This window comes from Anaerolineae bacterium, from assembly GCA_025062375.1.
GTDB lineage: Bacteria > Chloroflexota > Anaerolineae > SpSt-600 > SpSt-600 > SpSt-600.
The window spans coordinates 1-21,605 of the sequence record JANXAG010000022.1; the positions used below are offsets into that span (position 1 = coordinate 1).

Annotated in this window: 19 protein-coding genes; 7 read left to right on the top strand and 12 right to left on the bottom strand. The window is 54.4% G+C overall.

Annotated features, from left to right (window positions below):
• Window positions 1-239: 239 nt before the first annotated feature.
• The 8 genes from NZ653_06815 to NZ653_06850 form a co-directional block, all read right to left on the bottom strand.
• Window positions 240-1,493 carry an alkaline phosphatase family protein gene (locus NZ653_06815; protein MCS7286825.1) on the bottom strand — a complete coding sequence of 418 codons (1,254 nt, stop codon included), beginning with the start codon at window positions 1,491-1,493 and terminating at the stop codon, window positions 240-242.
• 56 nt (window positions 1,494-1,549) lie between these two features.
• A complete protein-coding gene (gene uvsE, locus NZ653_06820; GenBank protein ID MCS7286826.1) occupies window positions 1,550-2,479 on the bottom strand; it encodes a UV DNA damage repair endonuclease UvsE in 930 nt (309 codons plus the stop codon).
• 26 nt (window positions 2,480-2,505) lie between these two features.
• Entirely contained in the window at window positions 2,506-3,516 is a 1,011-nt protein-coding gene (locus tag NZ653_06825) for an alpha/beta hydrolase (protein MCS7286827.1), read from the bottom strand.
• An 80-nt stretch (window positions 3,517-3,596) separates the two neighbouring features.
• Window positions 3,597-5,312, bottom strand: coding sequence for a thiamine pyrophosphate-binding protein (locus tag NZ653_06830; protein MCS7286828.1), 1,716 nt, complete (start codon window positions 5,310-5,312; stop codon window positions 3,597-3,599).
• The gene (locus tag NZ653_06835) at window positions 5,299-6,090 is read right to left on the bottom strand and encodes an NAD-dependent deacylase (GenBank protein MCS7286829.1); all 792 of its coding nucleotides are present in this window, start codon (window positions 6,088-6,090) and stop codon (window positions 5,299-5,301) included. The genes NZ653_06830 and NZ653_06835 overlap by 14 nt, the downstream gene beginning before the upstream one ends.
• 106 nt (window positions 6,091-6,196) lie before the next feature.
• Entirely contained in the window at window positions 6,197-8,251 is a 2,055-nt protein-coding gene (fdhF, locus tag NZ653_06840) for a formate dehydrogenase subunit alpha (protein MCS7286830.1), read from the bottom strand.
• 13 nt (window positions 8,252-8,264) lie between these two features.
• Entirely contained in the window at window positions 8,265-9,086 is an 822-nt protein-coding gene (locus tag NZ653_06845; GenBank protein MCS7286831.1) for a hypothetical protein, read from the bottom strand.
• 49 nt (window positions 9,087-9,135) lie between these two features.
• On the bottom strand, window positions 9,136-9,561 hold the full coding sequence (locus NZ653_06850; GenBank protein MCS7286832.1) for a hydrogenase iron-sulfur subunit: 426 nt from the start codon (window positions 9,559-9,561) through the stop codon (window positions 9,136-9,138).
• A 217-nt stretch (window positions 9,562-9,778) separates the two neighbouring features.
• Between NZ653_06850 and NZ653_06855 the strand changes: the two genes are divergently transcribed.
• From NZ653_06855 to NZ653_06885, 7 genes are read left to right on the top strand one after another with little or no spacing between them, the layout of a single operon-like run.
• Entirely contained in the window at window positions 9,779-10,504 is a 726-nt protein-coding gene (locus NZ653_06855; protein MCS7286833.1) for a LysM peptidoglycan-binding domain-containing protein, read from the top strand.
• A 12-nt stretch (window positions 10,505-10,516) separates the two neighbouring features.
• Window positions 10,517-11,104: a GNAT family N-acetyltransferase gene (locus tag NZ653_06860; GenBank protein MCS7286834.1), complete on the top strand. Its 588-nt coding sequence runs from the start codon at window positions 10,517-10,519 to the stop codon at window positions 11,102-11,104.
• Window positions 11,083-12,252, top strand: coding sequence for an alanine--glyoxylate aminotransferase family protein (locus tag NZ653_06865; GenBank protein ID MCS7286835.1), 1,170 nt, complete (start codon window positions 11,083-11,085; stop codon window positions 12,250-12,252). Before NZ653_06860 ends, NZ653_06865 begins: the two co-directional genes overlap by 22 nt.
• Window positions 12,237-13,016, top strand: a complete 780-nt coding sequence (locus NZ653_06870; GenBank protein ID MCS7286836.1) for a ParA family protein — start codon at window positions 12,237-12,239, stop codon at window positions 13,014-13,016. Before NZ653_06865 ends, NZ653_06870 begins: the two co-directional genes overlap by 16 nt.
• Window positions 12,988-13,827 carry a hypothetical protein gene (locus NZ653_06875; protein MCS7286837.1) on the top strand — a complete coding sequence of 280 codons (840 nt, stop codon included), beginning with the start codon at window positions 12,988-12,990 and terminating at the stop codon, window positions 13,825-13,827. The genes NZ653_06870 and NZ653_06875 overlap by 29 nt, the downstream gene beginning before the upstream one ends.
• A gap of 1 nt (window position 13,828) precedes the next feature.
• A complete protein-coding gene (locus tag NZ653_06880) occupies window positions 13,829-15,475 on the top strand; it encodes an FAD-binding oxidoreductase (protein MCS7286838.1) in 1,647 nt (548 codons plus the stop codon).
• Window positions 15,476-15,477: 2 nt separating this feature from the next.
• Complete coding sequence (locus NZ653_06885; protein ID MCS7286839.1) at window positions 15,478-16,374, top strand: DUF3463 domain-containing protein; 897 nt, start codon at window positions 15,478-15,480, stop codon at window positions 16,372-16,374.
• A 293-nt stretch (window positions 16,375-16,667) separates the two neighbouring features.
• Here NZ653_06885 and NZ653_06890 read toward each other — a convergent pair whose 3' ends face one another.
• The 4 genes from NZ653_06890 to NZ653_06905 form a co-directional block, all read right to left on the bottom strand.
• Window positions 16,668-17,135 (bottom strand): biotin/lipoyl-binding protein, encoded by a 468-nt coding sequence (locus NZ653_06890; protein ID MCS7286840.1) that lies wholly within the window; start codon window positions 17,133-17,135, stop codon window positions 16,668-16,670.
• Window positions 17,129-18,622, bottom strand: coding sequence for a pyruvate/oxaloacetate carboxyltransferase (locus tag NZ653_06895; GenBank protein ID MCS7286841.1), 1,494 nt, complete (start codon window positions 18,620-18,622; stop codon window positions 17,129-17,131). The genes NZ653_06890 and NZ653_06895 overlap by 7 nt, the downstream gene beginning before the upstream one ends.
• Window positions 18,623-18,814: 192 nt before the next feature.
• The gene (locus NZ653_06900; GenBank protein MCS7286842.1) at window positions 18,815-19,003 is read right to left on the bottom strand and encodes a YHS domain-containing protein; all 189 of its coding nucleotides are present in this window, start codon (window positions 19,001-19,003) and stop codon (window positions 18,815-18,817) included.
• A 12-nt stretch (window positions 19,004-19,015) separates the two neighbouring features.
• Complete coding sequence (locus NZ653_06905; protein MCS7286843.1) at window positions 19,016-21,490, bottom strand: heavy metal translocating P-type ATPase; 2,475 nt, start codon at window positions 21,488-21,490, stop codon at window positions 19,016-19,018.
• Window positions 21,491-21,605 lie beyond the last annotated feature (115 nt).

A 21,605-nucleotide genomic window follows, 5' to 3' on the forward strand; every position in this document is an offset into this window, starting at 1 on the left:
TCGACCCCCAAACCCCCGGGATGGGGGCTTCGCTCCCATCCAACCCCCGATTTTTCGGTCAGGGCGGCGAGCTGATGGGTAAGGTTCCTGGAAAATTTCCGCTTCTCAGTGCCAGGTTGAACCCTTGATCTGCTCAGGAGAGCAGAAAGATTATCCCAGTAAGATGGGGAACACGGTAGGCCCTTGCTATCCCCTATGAGCTTTGCAATCTTTCCCGTCAGGCCTGAGAAGTGATGTCTTCAGCTATCAAGCCTTACCATGAGGAGAGGAATGAGCATTTCCTGAGGCGAGAGACCTCCATGACGGCCCTTGAGTTTGGGTTCTTCGTACCCCCAGACCAGGTGCTCTTCCCCCCTGGCAATGGCGATGAGGTCTCCGATGCGTGAGAGGAAATCGGGAGCTGGATTTCCTCTACCAAAAAGCCCCTTTTCCACGGCTTCACGGGAATCTACTACGGTAAAAGAGCCTATCTTCTCTTCCAGGTAGGCCTTGACTCGCTCCCTTTCCCCATCCCGGATGTAAAGGTAGGAAGCCCTTGACTCTCCTGCAGGAGGAAGGACAAGGGAGTCCCAGAGTTCCGGATGTTTCATGGCCATGATGGCTTTTTCTGGCTTGGCCGAAATCTGGCCGTGATCGGAAAAGATTACAAGAAGGGTGCCTTTTTTATCTTCCGGCTCAAGGCCTTTCAGGAAATCTTGTTCCATGGAGAGGGCAAGATTTCGGAGTTCTGCTTCCCTTATCTCATCATCCGGACCGTAGAGGTGCCCCAGGGCGTCCATGAATCCCCAATAAACGCTTATTATAGCCTTTTCTCCGGAAAGTTCCCGAAGCAGACGGCGCAGCAGTATCCACATTTCTGAGGTGGTAAAGAAACCTCTGATTTCAGCTATTTCTCTGTGCAGGGCACGAGAGAAAGGACTTTTGACATATTCCCTGTGGATCAGGACTGCAACTTTTATCCCAAAAGGCTTGAGGAGCTGAGGGAAGGATGGAACAGGGATGAGCTTTTCAGGATCAAGGCCCCACTTCTCCAGAGAATCACCTTTCTCGTGCCGCGCGGGGGATAGGGTCAGGGTGTTTGCTACCACACCGAACTCTTTGAAGTAAAGGGTGTAGCCGGTAAGACCATGCTCTATAGGGGGGCGAGCAGTCCAGAAGCTGGCCAGAGCAGCCACAGTGGCGGAAGGAAAGACAGAGGTTAATGAGCTGAATAGACCTTTTCTGGCAAGCCTGGCAAAGATAAACTCCTCGTCACGGTCCATAAGCTTTCGCAGGTCCAGATAGCCAACGGCGTCAATCAGTATGGTCACTATTCGTTCGGCCCCCTGAGCCAAGTTTTTCCAGAGGGAGGGCTCAAGGGGCGGTGCTCCTTCTATTTCCGCTCCCAGGATAGCCGCCATAGTGGCCGGCAAGTTTACGAGGGATTTACCTTCATATTGAGGCCAGATTTGTTCCATATGTTTTACTCCCCATTTGCCAGGGCATTCTATCATAAGGCTCGCCTGAGGCGCAAGGCTTGCCTTACCCCGGTTTTGAATCCGAAGGCAGGCTATGTTCCAGACTGGGTGAAGCTCAAGGGAGAGTCCCGCTCGCGCAGGATCCCGTAGGTGGTCAGGATTTTCAGAGCGCGCAGGGCGCTCCGCTCTTTGTCTTTCACCTCCAACATAAGGTCAAAGTTGTGAGGACGACTTTCCCTCAGAAACTGGATGAAATGGTTCTCATCCAGCGTATGCGCGTGCGTTCCCGGGCGCCCCCCGGGAAGGGGGGAGGAATAGTCCACCATGGGCGGCCCATCTCCGGAGCTCCAGGTTGCAGCAGCTGCCGCTAATGCTTCCGAAAGTGTGCGCTCGTCCGGGTTGACTTCCCGGTGGAAGACATCCAGCAACACTGGCAGGCCAGTTTTCGCACTTACCCGGAGGCAGTCGTCCAGGTTGAAAAATCTCTCGTCGTTTTCCACCACCAGCCGCGCCCGAACTGCCGGGTCCAATCGGTCCACTTCCCGGACGAAACGCTCCAGAGAGGCCTCCTTATTCCTGTAAAGGCCTCCAATGTGGATCTGAATCTTCGCCGTTTGATCTAACCCCAGGAGATCCAGAACACGGGCGTGATAGGCAAGGTCCCTGTGGGCTGCTTCCACCACTTCTGGACGCTGAGAGTTAAGCAGGGTGTACTGGCCAGGGTGCATGGAAATACGCATCCCCACCGTGCGGATGAGTTGGCCGATACGGGCGAAATCAGGGGCGAACTCCTCATACCAGGGGAAGTTGTTGGCCGGATGAGAGGCCAGGGGTATAAGGTCGGAGGTGATCCGGAAAAAGAGAAGACCCCGTTCAGCATTCCAGATCAGGATCCGTTCCAGGCAGGCCAGATTCCCGGCAATCACGTCCCGCAGCCGGTCCCAGGAAAGGTTCGCCAACCTGATGGTTCGGGTTGGGCGACAACCCACAGATAGGTTTATGCACGGGTAACCAATCCGCATCTATTTCTCCGTAGCTCTGGAAATTTTCAGGGTGAAACTGGCTCCCGGGATATCGGAGGGGAATCCGCCTCGCTGTTCGAAATGGTGCGGAGGAAGGCCTCCACTGCCTCCAGAAATGGCCCAGGGCATTCTTCCTGCGGGACGTGTCCGCATTCAGGGATGATAGCCAGTTGGGCTCCAGGAATTTCCTCCGCCAGGCGGATGCTCTGTTCGGGAGGGATGATACGGTCGCTGTCGCCTGTGACCACTAGCACGGGAACCCTGACCTCTTTCAGTCGCCTATCCAGGCCCAGGGGACGGCTGGCAAGGACGATTTCCCAGAGGGCACGGTCCCAGTTTTCGGCCTGCAGGGGTTTAGTGTATCCCCTCCAGATTTCGGGCGTCAATCTGGTCGGGTCGTGCCAAGCGAGGTGAGCGATGTCTGCTCCCCAATTCCTGATGGAGCGAACCAGAAGCGGCCCAAGGCGGCGCATTTGAGGGGTGTTGAGGAGCGGGCGCACCCAGCCTGGCACACCCGTGCCAATATACACTGCTGGAGAGACCAGCACCAGCGCTTTTACCCGCTCCGGATATTTCAGGGCAGTAAGCAAAGCTATCGTTCCTCCAGCGGAATTGCCTATAAGGATGGCTCTATCTATCCCCAGGGCCTCCATGAGCCCCACCGTCAGGTCGGCGTGGGCCTCGGGGCTGTAAGGGCTGGGGCCAGCCCATTGGGTGGGACGTTCCGTGAGGCCGAATCCGGTCCGGTCAAAAGCGATAACGGTCCCAAATTTTGAAAGAGGATGCATTACTTCCCGCCAGGAGAAAGTGCTGGCACCGAAGCCATGCAGGAGCAGAAAGGCTGGCTCACCTGAACCAGCCATTTTAAAGTGAACACTGATACCGTCCACTTCCACAAAACGGCTGTCTGGATCAGCCAGCTGTTCTGGTGGCACGGTTCCTTTAAGGGGTGGGACCGGCACTAGGAATGGGCCGATGAGCAGGAGCAGAATCAGGATTCCAGAAGCTATCAGCAGCCTGAGGACGATGGGTTTCATAGTCCTCCTTTTCCCCAATCCCGCAGAGAAAATGACGAGAAAGGGGTTCAAAGGGGAGCTGCTTTTCATAGCCTCAGGGCCTAATAGCATCCCTCCATCCAGAGAGCATCCAGAACTTCCAGGTCGGGCGGGGTTAAGTGGGCTTCTCGGTCTATTATGACATCCAGCACTGCCGGTAAGCCGCTCTTCTGGGCCCTCTCCAGAGCCGGACGGATCTGGTCGGGGTCTTCTACCCTTTCTCCATAGCAGCCCATCGCCTCGGCTATTTTGTCGTAGCGGATGTCCGTGAAATCTACTCCCACAAAGCGACTTTCATATCTTTTGAGCTGGCTACCCTTTATCATTCCCCAGGCTCCATCGTTGAAGACAATGGCCACGATGGGGGTTCCCAGGCGGCGTGCTGTCTCCAGCTCCTGGATGTTGAAACCGAAAGCTCCATCGCCAGAAAGGAGGTAGACGGGCCTTTCGGGTCGGGCGAGTTTGGCTGCTATGGCGTAGGGCAGACCAGCTCCCAGATGGCCTGAATCGGCAGCCCAAAGGAAAGACCGGGGCTCGTATACCCGGTTGAGGTAATGGCTCCAAACGGCTGTGTTGCCTCCGTCCACCACGGTTATGGCTTCCCTTGGGAAGAAGAGGCGCACTTCTTTTACCAGCCGAAGTGGGTGTATGGGTGCTTCCTCCCGCGAAGCTTGTTCTTCAAATTGAGCAAGCCATGCCTGTTCCGCCTCCTTAGCTCCAGCTATGAACGGCGCTGGAGGGCGAGGCTCTGTGAGTTTTTTCACTTCTTCAATGAGAGCCCGAAGGGTAGCGCGCGCATCTCCCACAATGGCCAGATCTACAGGTCGGTTCAGGGCGATGTTTTCTGGAGCGATATCAATTTGAATCCATTTTTGTTCACCGATTTCTCCCCAGGCAGGAGGACGCCCCCAGAAATCTACATCTCCAAGCCTTCCGCCTATCAGAAGTACCACATCAGCAGAAGCCTGAGCAGCCATTGCTCCGAAGGAAGCCGCTAACAGGCAGAGAGGATGATCCTCGGGGATTGCTCCCCGGGCACCGGGGCTTGTGGTGACGGCAGCTCCCAGATATTCGGCTAATTCCTTAAGCTCCGCCCATGCTCCGGAGCGCAGGACACCCCCTCCGGCGTGGATTAGGGGCGATTGAGCCTCTGCAAGCCACCGGGCAGCCTCCCGCACCAGCTCCGGATCTCCGCAGGCTGGCTTTTCGGCCCGGTAAGAGGAGGGGGCCAGGAACTGGATTTCCTCCTCTGGCCCTCTGGCCGTTAGCACATCAGAAGGGAAATCCAGATGGACAGGGCCAGGCTTCCCGGAAAGGGCAATGCGGAAGGCCATCTGAACAAGTTGCGGTATCCTACGCCAGTTATAGACTACAGCGTTCCACTTGGTGATGGGCCGGAAAAGGTTTAACTGATCAAGGCTCTGCATTGAGCCATGTTCAGGGTAAATTCTCCAGGTCTGATTCTGAGCCGTTATCACCAGGATGGGGATGGAATCGGCGAAGGCTGCGTAAACTCCAGGGACAAGGTTGGCAGCACCAGGACCAACAGTTCCCGTGCACACCCCTACTTCACCCGTCACCCTGGCCCAGGCATCGGCCATGTGGGCTGCAGCCTGTTCGTGGCGGGTGGTGACAAATTTGAGCCCCGCTTCTTTCCCGAGTCGGTAAATAGCATCAGTGAAAGGGTTGAGCTGATCACCCGGGATCCCGAAAACGTAGCGGACCCCTTCCTTTAACAAGCATTTTACTAAAATATCGCCTCCCTTAATTTCCCCCATTGGACATTATCCCCTTTCCAAGGCACCTTTCGGCTATGGCTGGCAGCGCCACAGCCACATCATCTCTTATCACTACCTCCGCTATGGAGTCGGCATACGTTCTCTGGAGGTTCACCACTATGAGTTTAGCGCCGTTCTGATAGGCCAGGGTTGGGAGTTCAGCGGCGGGGTAAACCTCCAGGGACGACCCAGCGATTATCATGACATCGCACCGCTGAGCTTCACCTACAGCTTCCATGAAAACCCACCTGGGGAGGGGTTCGCCGAAGAGCACCACTTTTGGCTTGAGCACTCCACCGCACTGACACTTGGGAATTTCTCCAAACTCCAGGTATCTTTCCATGAAGCTTTCAGTGGGGTAAGAGCGGCGGCACCTCATGCATTCCGCTTCCCTCAGGTGCCCGTGAACTTCCAGAACTCTTTTAGAGCCCGCTTTCTGGTGTAATCCGTCTATGTTCTGGGTTATTACGGCTTTGAGGAGGCCAGCCTCTTCAAGCCTGGCCAGGGCTATATGAGCAGGGTTAGGCTTGCTCTCCAGGAGGGCTTTCCCCAGAGGGCGGAACCATTCAAAGAAGCGTTGGGGGTTAATCCTGAAGGCGAAGAGAGAAGCCACAGCCATGGGGTCTACTTTTTCCCACAGCCCGGTACCGGGACTTCTGAAATCCGGTATGCCTGAGGGTGTGCTTATACCTGCCCCCGTAAGAGCTACAGTGTATTTGGAGGAAAGGATTATTTCCGCAGCTCTTTCGATCTCTTTTTCCCTCACTTTTCCTCCCATAAGTGGAGTAAAATTACAAGTTTCCCCCGTAGGCCTGTAGTTTAAACTTCTTCCCCGGGAGTTGCCCCTGTCGTTTTCTGAAGAGCTTTTTACTGTGCTTGAGCTTTCAGGAGCCGCGCACGGGCTCCACCTTCACTGCGCAGATTTTAAGCTCGGGTATGCGGGCTACAGGGTCAAGGGCAGTGTTGGTGAGAGCGTTAGCTGCGGCTTCCGCATAGTGGAAGGGGATGAAGACTACCCCCGGTTTTATCCCTTCGGTTATGCGGACAGCCAGCTCTATGGAGCCGCGCCGGCTTGATACTCTTACTCTCTTCGCCCCATCAAGCCCTATCTTTTGAGCATCGCTGGGGTTAATTTCCACATAGGGCTCCGGTGCTTCCTGCTCCAGTTTGGGCGAGCGCCGCGTCATGGTTCCGGTGTGGTACTGGAACATGATGCGGCCCGTGGTGAGGATGAACGGGTATTCTTCGTCGGGGAGCTCTGCCGCCTCCTGGAAGTGGACAGGGTGGAACCGGCCCAGACCCCGGGTAAATTTTTCCTTGTGGAGGTAAGGCGTCCCTGGGTGATCCACCGAAGGAACAGGCCACTGGAGGCTGCCTTCCTTTTCCAGTCGCTCGTAGGTTACGCCCCCATAGCTCGGAGCCACCCGCGAGATCTCCGCCATGATTTCTTCTGGGGAGGAGAAATCAAAGCCTTTCGCTCCCAGTTTGCGGGCCAGTTCACAGATGATCTCCCAATCGGTCTTCGCCTCCCCCGGTGGATTTACAGCTTTGCGCACCCTCTGGATACGCCGTTCGGTGTTAGTGAAGGTGCCGTCTTTCTCCGCAAAGGATGCCGCAGGGAGAACCACATGGGCCAGCTCCGCTGTCTCGGTCATGAAAATGTCCTGGACTACAAGAAGGTCCAGTTTTTCCAGACACTCCTTAGTGTGACGGATATCGGGGTCAGAAAGCATTGGGTTTTCGGCCATTATGTAAAGGGCCCGGAACTGCCCCTTCCCGGCGGCGTTGACCATTTCCATGAGGGTAAGGCCCGGCTGATCGGAGAGACCCTCCACGCCCCAGGCAGCTTCAAATTTAGCTTTAACTTCGGGAGAAGAGACAGGTTGATAAGAAGGGTAAACCCCTGGAAGGCCTCCCATATCGCAGGCTCCCTGGACATTGTTCTGGCCTCGCAGAGGGTTGACGCCTGCCCCAGGGATACCAATGTTGCCGGTAAGCATAGCCAGGTTGGCAATGCTTTTAACGTTATCGGTTCCGGTGATGTGCTGGGTAATGCCCATGGAGTAAAGGATTGCCGCCGGCTTGTTCTGAGCGTACATCCGGGCAGCAGCCCTCAAGCCATCGGCAGGAATGCCCGTGATCTCCTCCACTCGCTCCGGGGTATATTCTTTAACCACTGCCCACATCTCCTCAAACCCTTCAGTCCGCTTCTCTATGAACTCCTGATCGGCCAGCTCCTCCGTCACAATTACATACATAAGGCCGTTGAGCCAGGCCACATCGGTGCCCGGACGCGGGCGAAGGTAAAGGTCAGCCAAGCGCCCTATTTGGATCTCCCTGGGGTCTATAACGATGATCTTAGCTCCCCGCTCTTTTGCTTCCATTATGTGGCTAGCGATAATGGGATGAGCTTCGGTGGTATTGGAGCCGGTGATAAGGAAGCAACGGGTATACTGACTGAATTCCGGGACAGAGTTGGTCATAGCTCCGCTGCCGAAAGCGGCGGCCAGACCGGCCACCGTAGGGCTGTGTCAGAGACGGGCGCAGTGGTCTACGTTGTTGGTTTTGAAGAAGGCGCGGGCCAGCTTCTGGAGCAGGTAGTTTTCCTCGTTGGTGCACTTAGCCGAGCACAAAAACCCTATGGCCTGGGGACCGTAAGTATCGCGGATCTGGAGCAATCTCTCGGCCACCAGGCTGAGGGCTTCATCCCAGGAAGCTTCCCGAAAGCCACTTCCTTCCCGGATTAAAGGTTTCTTCAGTCGGTCGGGATGGTTGACAAAAGCGGTAGCGTTCCACCCCTTTATGCAGAGCTTGCCACGGCTTACCGGGTGCTCTTTAGCCGGAAGAACCCCGACAATTTTCCCATCCAGCACCTGAATGTAAAGGCCACAGCCAACTCCACAGTATGGGCAAATGGTGAGGACATTTCTGTACTCCATCCTTCACCCTCCTTTATTCTTTCAATGGTGCCTCAGCCAGGGTAAGGGAAAGAGGCGGGGCCGCCTCAAGGTCAGCTCCTGGCTCATAGCCCAGCATCTCCTTGACATCCCGCCGGATAAGTTCATAGAGAACAGTGAGGGGAATGTGGGCTGGGCAGGTAAGCTCGCACTGTCGGCACAGAACGCAGCGGGTAGCCATATGGAGAGCCCGGATCAGGTGGAACGAAGGGAAAGGCGGAGCCAGCACTCCCGGCTCAACCCACAAAGGATCCTCCAGAGCGCAGGCTTCGCAGAAGCATTCCGGACAGAAGTTACGGCAACCGTAGCATTTGATACATTTGGCAAATTGCTTCCACCAGAAAGCTCTTCTTTCCTCCAGTGGTATTTTCTCATACTCAGCCAGTAACGGATGAGGAGGAGCACCGGGCACTGGCTCGCCGAAAGTCTTCCCCTGGAACCGATCCATTTGCCTGGGAACAGGCTCGGCGCAGTGGCATTCTTCGGCTTCTTCGGCGGTACATGCCACCCCAAGGATGTAGAGCCTTTCAGGGTCCACCTGCTGCCTCTTGGCCATCTCCACCAGAGCGCGGAGATCGCACCCCCTGAGCACTATCCCGAAGCGGCCTTCGGGGTAATGCTTCTGGAGCAGAGAGACCACCGGTGCAAGGGGGTAGCGTGGTTCCAGCACCATCTCTGCTAAATCATCTCCCTGGCGGAAGAGGTAAGGGGCGGTGCCCTCCGTCGTCCTCCTTAGCCCGATTACTCCGTCCAGTTCCGGAAGTTTTTCGGCCACATGAGCTCGTATGGCTTCCAGGACTTCGTCTCTTCCAATCATGGCTCACTCCTCTCAAAAGGTTCCGTGGCAAATTTCCGACGCAGCTCAGCTAAGGCTTCAATTTAATCTCCTTTTCAATAGGGCCGAGGGCTCTTATGGTCTCCACGAATTCCCTTGTGACCCTTACGAACTTAGGGGCTTCGGCTGAGGAAACCCAATCAAGGCGCAGGCGGTCGGGGTTGATGCCCACGTAGGCCATAAGCTTGCGGACGAGAGGGATTCGTTTGGCCGTGCGGTGGTTTCCACTTATGTAATGGCACTCGCCTATGTGACACCCAAGAACCAGTACCCCATCAGCTCCGGCACGGAAAGCTCTGAAAATCATCTCGGGTGAAACACGGCCCGAACACATCACTCTTATGGGAAGGATATTGGGAGGTGATTCCATCCGGGCCATGCCAGCGTTATCGGCTCCGGCGTAGGAACACCAATTGCACAGGAAAGCCACGATCCTGGGTTCAAAATTTTCCGCCATGTTGCCCGCTCCTTCTCAGAACCTTGAGAAATTTCTCACATAGAGTTTACCACATCTTGCTGTTGTTAGTCAAACAAAGGCTTCGGATGTCGGCCCATTTGAGGTCTGGCCGCCCCGCTGGAATGTGGGTAAAGTCAAGAGCCATTTAGCTTGACGGAGCGGGATTTCTGTGCTATGATGTAAAAAGCTTGGAATAAAAATCCGCAGAGGAGATCAAATGAAGAGGGTTTTAGTGATTTTATGTGCCTCTGTTTTACTCTTAGCAGGCTGCACCCGACCGAAACCAGCTCCCACTCCTACCCCCACGCCTAAACCTTCCCCCGTGGGCCTGGTGGTTCCTCAACCCTCTCCCACTCCGGTAGAAACTGTGCCCACTCAGCCCCCTCAGCCTGAACCCACCCCCCAGCCGCAGCAGCCTGAACCAACCCCAACACCCTTACCAGCTCAGGGTTATATCAATTACACAGTCAAATGGGGCGACACTCTTGAATCCATAGCATACCGGTTCGGGACCACGGTGGAGGAACTGGTGAGGATAAACAATCTGGCTAACCCTAACCTGATCTACATCGGCCAGGTCCTCAAAGTGCCGGGGACAGCCCAGGCCGTGCCTCCCCCCTCCGCCGTCTCCGAATACATAGTCCAGCCTGGCGATACTATCTGGAGCATTGCTGTTCGTTTTAACACCACCGTTGAAGCTATAGCCATTGCCAACCGGCTCATTAACCCCAACTTCATCTACGTGGGGCAGAAGCTCATAATACCTTCGCCAGGCAAGGCTCCCGCTCAGGTATCCCGACCCAGGATCCACATAGTCCGGTACGGTGAAACCCTCACCTCCATCGCTTTCCGTTACGGAACTACAGTGGAAGCCATAATGAGGGCCAACAACCTTCCAAATCCAAACTTCATCTACGTGGGCCAGAGGCTCATCATACCCTGAGGATTTAAAGGTATGGAAAGCCTTTGCCTGAGAGGGGAAAGGGTAATCCTGTGTCCCCTGCAGGAGCTTCTCACCGATGAAAACCTGAGGAGGATATACTCCTGGCACAGAGACCAGGAAATTATGTTCTGGATGGGGTGCAGGCCTGTAAGGAGTTCCTTTGCCAATTTCGCCTCATGGTTCCGCTGTGCCGTCAGGAAACTCAGCACGGAGATGGCCTTCGGCATAATTAACGGCGGAGGAGAACTCATAGGGCGCATATCCTGCTACGGATTGGATGAGGCGAAGAAAGAAGCAGAGATTGGCATTTTAATCGGAGAAAAGGGCTTCTGGGGCAAAGGCTACGGCCAGGATGCTCTGGTTACTTTTCTGCGCTACCTTTTTGAGGAAGTTGGGTTAAGGAAGGTTCGCCTTCGCACTTTATATAAAAACTTGCGAGCTCGCCGTTGTTTTTCCCGGTGCGGTTTCCAGGAAAGTCGCCGTTTGACCCTTTCCTTAGAGATTGGTGAAGTGCCAGGTGTGGAAATGACGCTTTCAGCAGAGGATTTTTACAAAACCTTTGACAAAAGGAGGCCACCATGCAAGAGCGATTCCTCCTGATGATCCCAGGTCCAATTGATTTTGACCCCGTCGTCCTCAGGGCTATGGCCGGTAAAACCCTCAGCCACATGTCGGTAGAGTTTGCCGAAATTTTCGGCAGAGCTCTGGAAAACCTCAGAAAAGTTTTCCTTTCAGAGAAAGGCCAGCCCTTCGTGGTAGCTGGGTCCGGAACTCTGGCTATGGATATGGCCATCGTCAATCTGGTGGAGCCCGGGGAAAAGGTTCTGGTCCTGAGCGGGGGTTTCTTTGGGGACCGCATGGCGGATATAGCCAGGCGCTACCAGGCTGAAGTGGTAGTGGTTAAAGCTCCCATCGGAGAGGTGCCTTCTCTGGAGGAAGCCGAAAAGCACCTGAAGGAAGGCGGGTTCAAAGCCATAACGGCCACTCACGTGGACACTTCCACCGGCGTAGCAGTGGACGTGAAAGCCTTCGGGGAACTGGCCCGGAAATATGGAGTTCTCTCCATAGTGGATGGGGTTTGCGCCACCGCCGGCATGGAGTTCCGTCAGGACGAATGGGATATTGACGTTTACCTGACAGCCTCCCAGAAAGCGATAGGGGTTCCCCCGGGCCTCGCCCTCCTGGTGGTGAGCGAACGGGCTATGGAGGCTTACCGCAAGCGCCGAACCCCAGTCCTCAGCTATTATGCCGATTTCGGCCTCTGGCTGCCCATCATGGAAGCGTACGAGGCCAGGAAAATCGCTTACTTTGCCACTCCACCTGTGAACCTCATTTATGCCCTGGATGTAAGCCTGCAGCAAATCCTCGCAGAAGGAATGGAGAAACGCTTTGAACGGCACCGCCTTCTGGCCCAGGCCTTTCAGGAAGGAATCGATGCCATGGGACTCAAACAGGTGCCGCTGCGGAAGGAAATCAGGGCCTGGACCTTGACCTGCATCTATTACCCGGATGGGATTGGGCCTGAGCTCATAAAAGCCATAAAGGCCGAGGGAGTGGTTGTGGCCGCTGGCCTTCACGCCGAAATAAAGGACCGCTATTTCAGGGTGGGCCATATGGGAACCCTTACTCCGGGAGATGTCCTGACCACTCTGGGAGCCATTGAGAGAGCTCTGGCCTCCCTTGGCTACCGATTTGAGAAAGGCGCAGGAGTAAAGAGGGCTCAGGAAATCTTATGGCCTACACTATAACTATCGCCAATCAGAAAGGCGGTGTGGGTAAAACAACTACCGTTATAAACTTGGGGGCCGCCCTGGCTGAAAAGGGGCACAAAATCCTCATGGTGGACATGGATCCCCAGGGCGGCCTATCCACCAGCATGGGCGTTGAAAGCCATTTCCTGGACAAAACCATCTACCAGGTCCTTACCGACGGCAAGACAAAGCTTCAGGATGTTATAATCCAGGTGAGGGAGAAAATATTTCTGGCTCCCGCTAACATTGACCTTTCCGCCGCTGAGATGGAGCTTGTTTCGGCCATCGCCAGGGAATATATCCTCAGAGATTCCCTGAAACCAGTTCTGCCTGCTTACGACTTTATCCTCGTAGACACACCCCCGAGCCTCGGGTTGCTGACCATAAATGCCTTGGTGGCAGCCAGAGGGGTCATAATCCCCCTCCAGTGCGAATACCTGGCCTTCAGAGCCCTTCGCATCCTCCTGGAAACCATAAAGAAAGTGAAAGCCAAGCTCAACCATGGCCTTCGCATCCTGGGAATTCTGCCCACCATGTACGATTCAAGGATTATCCACTCCAAAGAAGTGCTGGAGGAAATTCGTTCCATTTTTGGCCCCCTTGTCTTTGAGACAGTGGTGAAAAAAAGCGTTAAATTTGCCGAAGCCCCAGTAGCTAAAATGCCCATCCTGGAGTATGCTCCCCACCATGAAGGAGCCGAAGCCTACAGAAAACTGGCTGAGGAGGTAATCAATGGCATCAAGAGCAAGCATCAAAGGTAAAGGCGTAGACATTCTTTTCGGAGGAGGGGAGAGGCCTGTTCCAGAAGAAGTTCCGGAGACGAGCCCTCCGCCGGAAGAAGAGGTAGCTGTTCTGGAAAGGATTGGGAGAAGGCGCCCTCTTGAACTGGCTTCTGAAATTGACGAACTTTACAAAATCATTGTCGCCGAACTGAGCACCCGGGAAAAGCTGGCCGAAAAAGCCCTGTCCCTTCTCCAGGAAGCCAGAGATACCCTTCTGGAGGACCCCCGCAATTACGATGTGGCCGAGCTTAAAGTCCATCAGGCCAGAACTATCCTTCAAAGGGTAAGGGATTCAAGGACCTGGGGGAGCACTTACGGGGTGAGGCTTCTGGCCTACGAGCTCGCCTGGCTGGCAGTCCTTCTGGCCCTGCTTATCTTTGAAAAGCCCATAGCGGTGGGCTTATCTTCCCTCTGGCAGGTCACCAGCACCATTACTGGTATGACCATGCTTTTCCCCATGTGGACTACCATGCTGTGGGGAGGGATAGGCGGGGTTGTGGGAGCTTTGTACAGCCTCCACTGGCATGTTTCAGTGCTTCAAGATTTTGACAAAAACCACTGGATGTATTATGTCGTTCACCCCATAATGGGGATAATCCTCGGCGGGATAATCTACCTCATAGCCTCTGCCGGCTTTCTGGCTATGGGGGCTGATGTCACCAGGCTTAACGAAGAACAGCTCCGCTGGCTCCCAGCCCTTATAGCCTGTCTCGCGGGTTTTCGCCAGAAGTTCGCCTATGAGCTTCTGGACAGGATAATGGAAGTTCTCGGACGAAAACCGGAGGTTTAACATGGCACTTCGCTGGTGGGGATGGGGATACGAAGAAATCCGTTATCCACTTGAAAAAAGACCATACTTTCTGCCCGTTTTACAAGAGAGACTCGGGGTAAAGCCTCAGGTTGTCCTTCCTGTTCCTTCTCTGGAGGAGATAGAACTACCTCCCTCGCGCTTGGAGCCAGAAATTAGGGAACAGATTTCCCGGATCGTGGGAGAAGAGAATTGGTCTTCCTCTCACCAGGAACGCCTCTTCCATGCCGTAGGTAAAAGCTACCCCGAGCTCATCCGCATACGCCTCAAGCAGGTAGATAAAGCCCCCGATGCAGTGGTATTCCCCGGAAGGGAAGAGGAGGTCTTTGAGCTTCTGGACCTGGCAGCTCGCTATCGCCTGGCTGTTATCCCCTTCGGAGGTGGCACCACGGTAGTGGGTGGGGTGGTCCCTTCATCCCCTGAAGGGTTCTATGGAACTCTTTGCATCAACCTTAAAAGGATGAACCGGCTTCTCCACCTTGATGAAAAATCCATGACAGCCACCTTTGAGGCCGGGATAATGGGCCCGGAACTGGAGAAAGTTCTGAACGAACGGGGTTTCACCCTCGGACACTTTCCTCAATCCTTTGAGTTTTCCTCCCTTGGCGGATGGATTGCCACCAGAAGTGCGGGCCAAAAATCCACAGGCTACGGGAAAATAGAGCACATGGTCATAAGTCTGAGGGTTGCAACCCCAGTGGGGGCTCTGGAAACTCTGCCCGTGCCCGCCTCCGCTTCCGGCCCCTCTCTCAAGGAACTTCTGGTGGGAAGTGAAGGAGTTTACGGCATCATAACCAGAGCGACCATGCGCATCCATCCCCTGCCTGAGAAAATTGAGCACCTTGGCCTTATATTCCCATCCTTCCTCGAAGGGATAGAAGCCATCCGCGAGATCCTCCAGAAAGGCCTGCGTCCTGTCACCGTCAGGTTATCCGATCCGCCGGAAACCGAAGCCTCTTTAGCCCTCAGGGAGGTGAAGAAGGGATTGAAGGAAACTTTCACCCGTTTAGCCCTTTCCTACCTCAGAAAGAAAGGGTATATACCAGGTGGCAGCCTCCTAATTCTGGGGGTGGAAGGCGAAGAGAAAGAGGTGGAAAGGACTGTAAGGGAGTGTGTCAGAATAGCCCGACGCTACAGGGGTTTAAATCTGGGAAAAGGGGTGGGAGAAAGCTGGTATAAAGAGCGTTTCCTCCTCCCCTATCTGCGGGATGACCTGATAACCTGGGGAGTTATGGTGGATACTCTGGAGACAGCCACGCTTTGGAGCAATCTCCTTGACCTGTACACCCGAGTTAAGGAGGCCATAGCAAGGGCTATTGAAGAAACAGGGAGCCCGGCCTTCGTTATGTGCCACATATCCCACTGTTACCCGGAAGGGGCTTCCCTTTACTATACCTTCCTTGGCCGTCAGCTCTGGGGAAGGGAAATAGAACAATGGTGGCATGTGAAGCGAGCTGCCACAGAAGCCATCGTTGCCGGTAAAGGGACCGTAAGTCACCACCACTCAGTGGGTCTTGACCACAAACCCTGGATAGAAAAGGAACACGGCAAAATCGGAATAGAGGCGCTCAGAAGTGTGAAAAACCTCCTTGACCCCTATGGTATAATGAATCCCGGAAAATTGCTTTAGCTATGCGGTCCCATTACCTGGAATTCCTGAGACGCAAGTTAGAGTACCATCTGCTCGGGAAGAAAAGGCCTCTTCTGGCCGGGTTTAAGATAACTCATCAGTGCAATTTGAAGTGCCAGGCGTGCCCTTTCTGGCGCAGGGACCGGCACCAGATGAGCTATGAACTGGCTGTAAAGACCCTCCACCACCTATACCAGGAAGGAGCCCGGTTACTTATCATAGAAGGAGGTGAGCCTTTCCTCTGGAAAGATAAGAGCCACACCCTGGAAGATGTAGTTCGGGAGGCCAAAAAGTTTTTCTTCTGCACTGCCATTGTCACCAACGGCACCCTTCCCATTGAAACCGAAGCCGATGTGGTATGGGTCAGCATTGATGGGCTGCAGGAATCCCACAATTTAAATCGGGGCAAAAGCTTTGACCGCGTAATTTCCAATATCAAATCCTCTTCCCATCCCAAAATCCTGGCTAACATTACCTTCAGCCGCTTGAACTGGCAGGAAGTGGATGAGCTGGTGAAGTTCCTGGATGGACTTGTCAAAGGTATAACCTTCCAGTTTTACTATCCCTACACCGGAACAGAAGACCTGAGCCTTACCCGCGAGCAAAGAAAATGGGTTCTCCAACGCCTCTTAGCTCTTAAAAGACAGGGTTATCCCATTTTAGCTTCCCGGAAGACCCTGGAAGCTCTCGGAGATAATAACTGGCGCTGCCACGATTGGCTTATAGCCAGCGCTGACCCCGATGGCACCATCCACATTGGCTGCTACTTGAAGGGAAGAGATAAGATAATGTGCGAGTGGTGTGGTTTTGCTGCCCATACTGAAATGTCCATGGCCTTTGACATGGTCCCGGAATCAATAATGGTGGGGAGTAAAGTCTTTGGCTTTAAACTAATTTAAAGCATGCTATAAAGCCATCTACACTTGGCGGGGTAGCGGGGGTGAAGAGCCCACGGGGAAGAAAGCTTTCTTTATGAATGGCCGTAAGGGTGTTCGCAGGAACCTCCTCGCGAACTGCATTAGACCTGAAAACTCCAGGCCCATAGCGGTGGTGGAAAAGGCGCCAGTTAATTCCCGGGAGGTGCAAGGGCCGTCAGGAGGTACCCGAGGACCAGGCTCAAAACCACAAGGAAAGTTATAGCCCACAGAATAATCTGGGACCAGCTCCAGCCTCGCAATTCGGTTGCCTCCCTTTATTCAATGATCACAAGGACCTGGTTCATCTCCACGTCATCCCCTTCCGAAACCATGACCTCCCGCACGATACCATCCCGCGGGGCATGGACTTCGTTTTCCATTTTCATGGCTTCCAGAATGCAGAGAACATCGCCCTTCTTCACTCTGCTGCCCTTTTGCACTTTAACAGCTATGATTTTACCGGGCATTATGGCTTTTACGAGTCCTCCTTCTTCAACGGGGGCTTCGGGTAAAGCGACAGCCTGCGTTTCTGGTTTTTCCTCCAGAATTTCGTATTTGTACGCTATGCCGTTCACCACGACCACATCTGCCCTCAATTCCACCTCATGGGAAGCCCCCTCCACTATAACCTTGCCTTTATCCACTTTCACAGAAAAGGGTTGACCATTTATCCACACCACTCCATCGCCCACTTCCACCTGGTAAACCTCATCCTCTATCCGGAGGCGGAACCTTTCTACCATCTAACCCACCCTCCGACGGGCCTGGCTGCAAGTTTCCAGGGTGAAAAGGAAACCTGAGGTGCTGGGGCCTCCGGAGCCGGAACTGAGGGCGCTTTTGGCTTCCGGTTGGCGGCAATGGAGGCAGCTACAGCGGCTGCTATTTCTTCCTTGAAGCTTACACCCTTTGCTCTCCTTTCCAGGAAGGGCCTTGCCACCTGAGGGAAGAGGGCGTATGAGACCACGTCTTCTTCGCTTCGGGCCAGATCCCCTATTTCTTCGCGCGCTTTTTCCAGCGCTGGTAGCAGGAGATCCGCCGGCCGACAGTCTATCGGTTCCTCATCCCCTATAGCCAGCTGCTTGACTTTGGGGTCAATGGGGCCAGGGGGCCGACCATAAAGACCGCGAATGTAGTCTTTGACCTCCCTCGGGATGACTTTATACCTTTCTCCCATGAGGACGTTGAGGACTGCCTGGGTGCCTACGATCTGGCTTGTGGGTGTCACCAGGGGCGGATAACCAAGTTCTTCTCGAACTCTGGGCACCTCTTCCAGCACTTTGGGCAGGAGGTGAAGGGCTTTCTGTTCTTTCAGCTGGGCGATAAGGTTGGAAAGCATGCCTCCAGGAATCTGATATGTAAGCACGTTGACGTCAACTGTTATCGGAACTTCATAAGCCTTGTATTTTGCCCTGATTTCGCCAAAGTATTTGGCAATTTCCGACAGAAGCTCCAGGTCTAAACCGGGATCCCAAGGCGTGCCCCTAAGGATAGCCACCAGGGTTTCAGTTGGAGGCTGAGAGGAGCCCAGAGCCATGGTGGAAATAGCCGTATCTACTACGTCGGCTCCTGCTTCTATGGCTTTGAGGAGGGTGGCGGTCCCCATACCGCTGGTGTAGTGGGTGTGGACCTGGATGGGGACGGGGACTTCCCGCTTGAGCCGGCTTACAAGTTCGTAAGCAACGTAAGGGGAAAGAAGACCAGCCATATCCTTTATGCAGATGGAATCGGCCCCGAGGTCCACCAGCTCTTTTGCCATTTCCACATATTTTTCAATAGTGTGGACAGGGCTTATGGTATAGGATATAGCCGGCTGGACGTGGGCTCCTACCCTCTTGGCCACTTTCATTGCCCAGGCCATGTTGCGGGTGTCGTTCAAAGCATCAAAGATGCGGAATATGTCAATGCCATTGGCTTTCGCCAAAACGATGAATTTTTCCACGACGTCGTCCGGGTAATGCCTGTATCCCACCACATTTTGCCCCCGGAGGAGCATCTGTAGCTTGGTATTGGGCAATTTTTCCCTCAAAAGGCGCAGCCGCTCCCATGGGTCCTCATTGAGGAAACGCATGGCAGCATCAAAGGTTGCCCCTCCCCACACTTCCATGGAGTGAAAGCCCACTTTGTCCATAAGGGGAGCGATGCGGAGCATGTCTTCAGTGCGGAGCCGGGTGGCCAAAAGGGACTGGTGGGCATCCCGAAAAGTTGTGTCAGTTATCCTTACGGGCTTCATTTTTCCCCCTCCAGGATGTTCTAAACCTTTAACCCCCAAAAAACCCAAACTGTTTCGCACATATATAATTCTACCGGATTTCAGGGCGGAGGCAAAATCCATACCTTTCCCGTGCGGGGGTTATAATTGTGGAGCACGCAAGTTAGCCAGGGTTTGAACGATGGGCTGGGGCAGTTCCTGGCCCAGATTTAATTAACAGCACCTGTGACGGGGATGTGTATGGCTTTCTTCGGCTTTGATATATTTCTCGGGGTCTTTCTCAAAGGCTACCTTGCAACCAGGAGCGCAAAAGTAGTAGGTCTTGCCTTTGTATTCAGTTTTAGCCGGAGCTGTTTCGGTATCCACCCACATTCCGCAGACCACATCTTTTACCTTGGCCATGTGTATCCTCCTTTAAATTTTTGCTCTGCGCAAAAGGTTGGCGTTGCTGACCACACTCACAGAGCTGGTGGCCATAGCTACTTCCGCCAGAAGGGGATGCATCATCCCCAGCACGGCGAGGGGTATCATGATTACATTGTAGAAAAAGGCCCAGAAGAGGTTCTGTTTTATTTTAGCGAAAGTAGCCTTTGATAGTTTCACCGCTTTAACCACGCCCATGAGCTCGCCCTTAACCAGGGTCACGTCCGAAGCTTCAATGGCAATATCGGTTCCAGTGCCTATAGCGATGCCCACGTTGGCCTGTTTGAGGGCTGGGGCATCGTTTATCCCATCGCCCACGAAGGCCACAGGGCTGTGTTTCTCCTGAAGGCGGCGTATCTCATTCAGCTTCTCTTCAGGAAGGACTTCGGCCAGGACGTGGGTGATGCCCAGCTTGCGGGCAATAGCTTCAGCTGTGCGTCGATTATCGCCCGTGAGCATAGCAGTGCGAATTCCCATAGCTTCCAGCTCCCGAACAGCCAGTATGGCATCGCTCTTGAGGGTATCAGCTACGGCGATAAGGCCAAGAAGCTTCCCACCAACCGCTACCAGCATCGTTGTCTGCCCTTCCATTTCATACTCCCGCATTGCTTCTTCCAGTGGGGAAGGGTCAATACCATTGGCTTCAAGGAACCGGCGGCTTCCCACCAATGTTTTTCTGCCGTTCACGAGAGCTTTAACCCCCTGACCCCGGACGGCTTCAAACTCCTGGGGGTTGGCAAGTTCAATCCGCAATTCCTGAGCTTTTTCCACCACTGCCTTGCCCAGGGGGTGTTCGCTTCCAAGTTCGGCGGAGCCAGCCCAGAAGAGTATTTCGGTCGCCTCAGCGGCCTGGTCAGGAGCAACCACGCCAGTTACTTCGGGCTTGCCTTTGGTGAGGGTGCCTGTTTTGTCAAAAACAATGACCTTTACATCTTTCAGGGTTTGGATAGCCTCACCGGAACGGAAAAGGATGCCGTTCTGAGCGCCAAGGCCGCTGCCCACCATCAAGGCGGTGGGGGTTGCCAGGCCCAGGGCGCAGGGGCAAGCAATGATTATAACGGAAATGAAAGCTACAATGGCCAGAGTAAGCCGTCCGGCTTCAGGATTAACCCAGGGGAGGAAATGCGAGGCCCACACTGCTACCGGCTTCAGGGCTTCGGGAAATGCGAACCACAGGAAGAAAGTTGCTACCCCTATCCCAAGCACCACTGGCACAAAGACAGCCGTGACCCGGTCAGCGAACTCCTGGATGGGCACTTTGGAGCCCTGGGCTTCTTCCACCAGTTTTATAACTTGCGCCAGGAAAGTATCTTTGCCCACACGAGTGGCCCGAATTTTGAGGAAACCATCGTGGTTTATGGTGGCACCGATTACTTCGTCACCGGGGCGTTTGTTCACCGGCATGGATTCACCGGTGGCAATGGACTCATCCACACTGCTTTCCCCTTCCACAACAATCCCATCGGTGGGGATTTTCTCCCCAGGCCGTACGAGGATGATGTCGCCCACCTGCAGTTTTTCTACAGGGACTTCTACTTCCTGGCCGTTCACCAGGACGCGGGCTGTTTTGGCTCCCAGTTCTAAAAGCCTGCGGATAGCCTGAGAAGCACGCCCTCTGGCCACGGCTTCTACGTAACGTCCTGTGAGGTGGAAAGCCATGATCATGGCGGCTATGCCCGCATAGTTGGCGATGGGGATGACAAAGCTCAGGGGCCCCGTGAGGAAGGAAGTAACAGTTCCCAGGGAAATCAGCACATCCATGTTGGCATAACCGTGGCGCACTGCGCTCCAGGCGGAGCGATAGGTAGAATGGCCGGCCACCGCAAGCACCGGAAAGGCCAGGAGGATGATGCCGAGGTTGTAGAAGGCTGGAGTGGGCCACATCACACCCATAAGCATCTCCGGAAGCATCCAGAGGATAACAGGGATGGTGAACCCCCACGCTATGAGGGTCCGGCGGCGAGCAATGCGGATCTTCCGCTCTTCCTCGCTTTCGGCCTCCTGGCTGAGCCCTTCCCGTTCAAAGGTCACATCGTAGCCCGCACCCTTCACTGCCGCTACGAGATCTGCGAAGGAAGCAACGCCAGGGATGTATTCCACTGTAGCGCGTTCTGTTGCCAGGTTAACTGAAGCCGAAAGCACTCCTTCTACATCTTTAAGGGCCTTTTCCACATGAGCTACGCAAGAGGCACAGGTCATCCCCACAATAGATAGGCTAACCCTTTCCACCGGCACATCGTATCCAGCATCCCGGATGGCTTTCACAAAGGCAACGATGCCGGTGCCATCGGGGTTGTAAGCTACCGTGGCGCGTTCGGTAGCCAGGTTCACCGAGGCCGAAATCACGCCAGGGACAGCTTTAAGGGCCTCTTCCACGTGAGCCGCACAAGAAGCACAGGTCATCCCTGAAACGGGCAGAGTCAAACTTTTAGCCACAGCTTTTATTCCTCCGGTTAAATTCTCCATCTCAGTTTAATTCAAAGCCTTCCCCCTCTCAACGACAAAAATCTCACTTTTGCCTCCTTTACAGGGAGAAGCAGAGGCTTTGCGGTCCGATTTTAAGCTTTGAAGGATGGCTTCC

What these genes read in the sequence shown, in the direction of transcription:
- NZ653_06815 (MCS7286825.1), bottom strand. Translation starts at nt 1,493, where the DNA reads ATGATAGAATGCCCTGGCAAATGGGGAGTAAAACATATGGAACAAATC.
- uvsE (MCS7286826.1), bottom strand. Translation starts at nt 2,479, where the DNA reads ATGCGGATTGGTTACCCGTGCATAAACCTATCTGTGGGTTGTCGCCCA.
- NZ653_06825 (MCS7286827.1), bottom strand. Translation starts at nt 3,516, where the DNA reads ATGAAACCCATCGTCCTCAGGCTGCTGATAGCTTCTGGAATCCTGATT.
- NZ653_06830 (MCS7286828.1), bottom strand. Translation starts at nt 5,312, where the DNA reads ATGGGGGAAATTAAGGGAGGCGATATTTTAGTAAAATGCTTGTTAAAG.
- NZ653_06835 (MCS7286829.1), bottom strand. Translation starts at nt 6,090, where the DNA reads ATGGGAGGAAAAGTGAGGGAAAAAGAGATCGAAAGAGCTGCGGAAATA.
- NZ653_06845 (MCS7286831.1), bottom strand. Translation starts at nt 9,086, where the DNA reads ATGATTGGAAGAGACGAAGTCCTGGAAGCCATACGAGCTCATGTGGCC.
- NZ653_06850 (MCS7286832.1), bottom strand. Translation starts at nt 9,561, where the DNA reads ATGGCGGAAAATTTTGAACCCAGGATCGTGGCTTTCCTGTGCAATTGG.
- NZ653_06855 (MCS7286833.1), top strand. Translation starts at nt 9,779, where the DNA reads ATGAAGAGGGTTTTAGTGATTTTATGTGCCTCTGTTTTACTCTTAGCA.
- NZ653_06860 (MCS7286834.1), top strand. Translation starts at nt 10,517, where the DNA reads ATGGAAAGCCTTTGCCTGAGAGGGGAAAGGGTAATCCTGTGTCCCCTG.
- NZ653_06865 (MCS7286835.1), top strand. Translation starts at nt 11,083, where the DNA reads ATGCAAGAGCGATTCCTCCTGATGATCCCAGGTCCAATTGATTTTGAC.
- NZ653_06870 (MCS7286836.1), top strand. Translation starts at nt 12,237, where the DNA reads ATGGCCTACACTATAACTATCGCCAATCAGAAAGGCGGTGTGGGTAAA.
- NZ653_06875 (MCS7286837.1), top strand. Translation starts at nt 12,988, where the DNA reads ATGGCATCAAGAGCAAGCATCAAAGGTAAAGGCGTAGACATTCTTTTC.
- NZ653_06880 (MCS7286838.1), top strand. Translation starts at nt 13,829, where the DNA reads ATGGCACTTCGCTGGTGGGGATGGGGATACGAAGAAATCCGTTATCCA.
- NZ653_06885 (MCS7286839.1), top strand. Translation starts at nt 15,478, where the DNA reads ATGCGGTCCCATTACCTGGAATTCCTGAGACGCAAGTTAGAGTACCAT.
- NZ653_06890 (MCS7286840.1), bottom strand. Translation starts at nt 17,135, where the DNA reads ATGGTAGAAAGGTTCCGCCTCCGGATAGAGGATGAGGTTTACCAGGTG.
- NZ653_06895 (MCS7286841.1), bottom strand. Translation starts at nt 18,622, where the DNA reads ATGAAGCCCGTAAGGATAACTGACACAACTTTTCGGGATGCCCACCAG.
- NZ653_06900 (MCS7286842.1), bottom strand. Translation starts at nt 19,003, where the DNA reads ATGGCCAAGGTAAAAGATGTGGTCTGCGGAATGTGGGTGGATACCGAA.
- NZ653_06905 (MCS7286843.1), bottom strand. Translation starts at nt 21,490, where the DNA reads ATGGAGAATTTAACCGGAGGAATAAAAGCTGTGGCTAAAAGTTTGACT.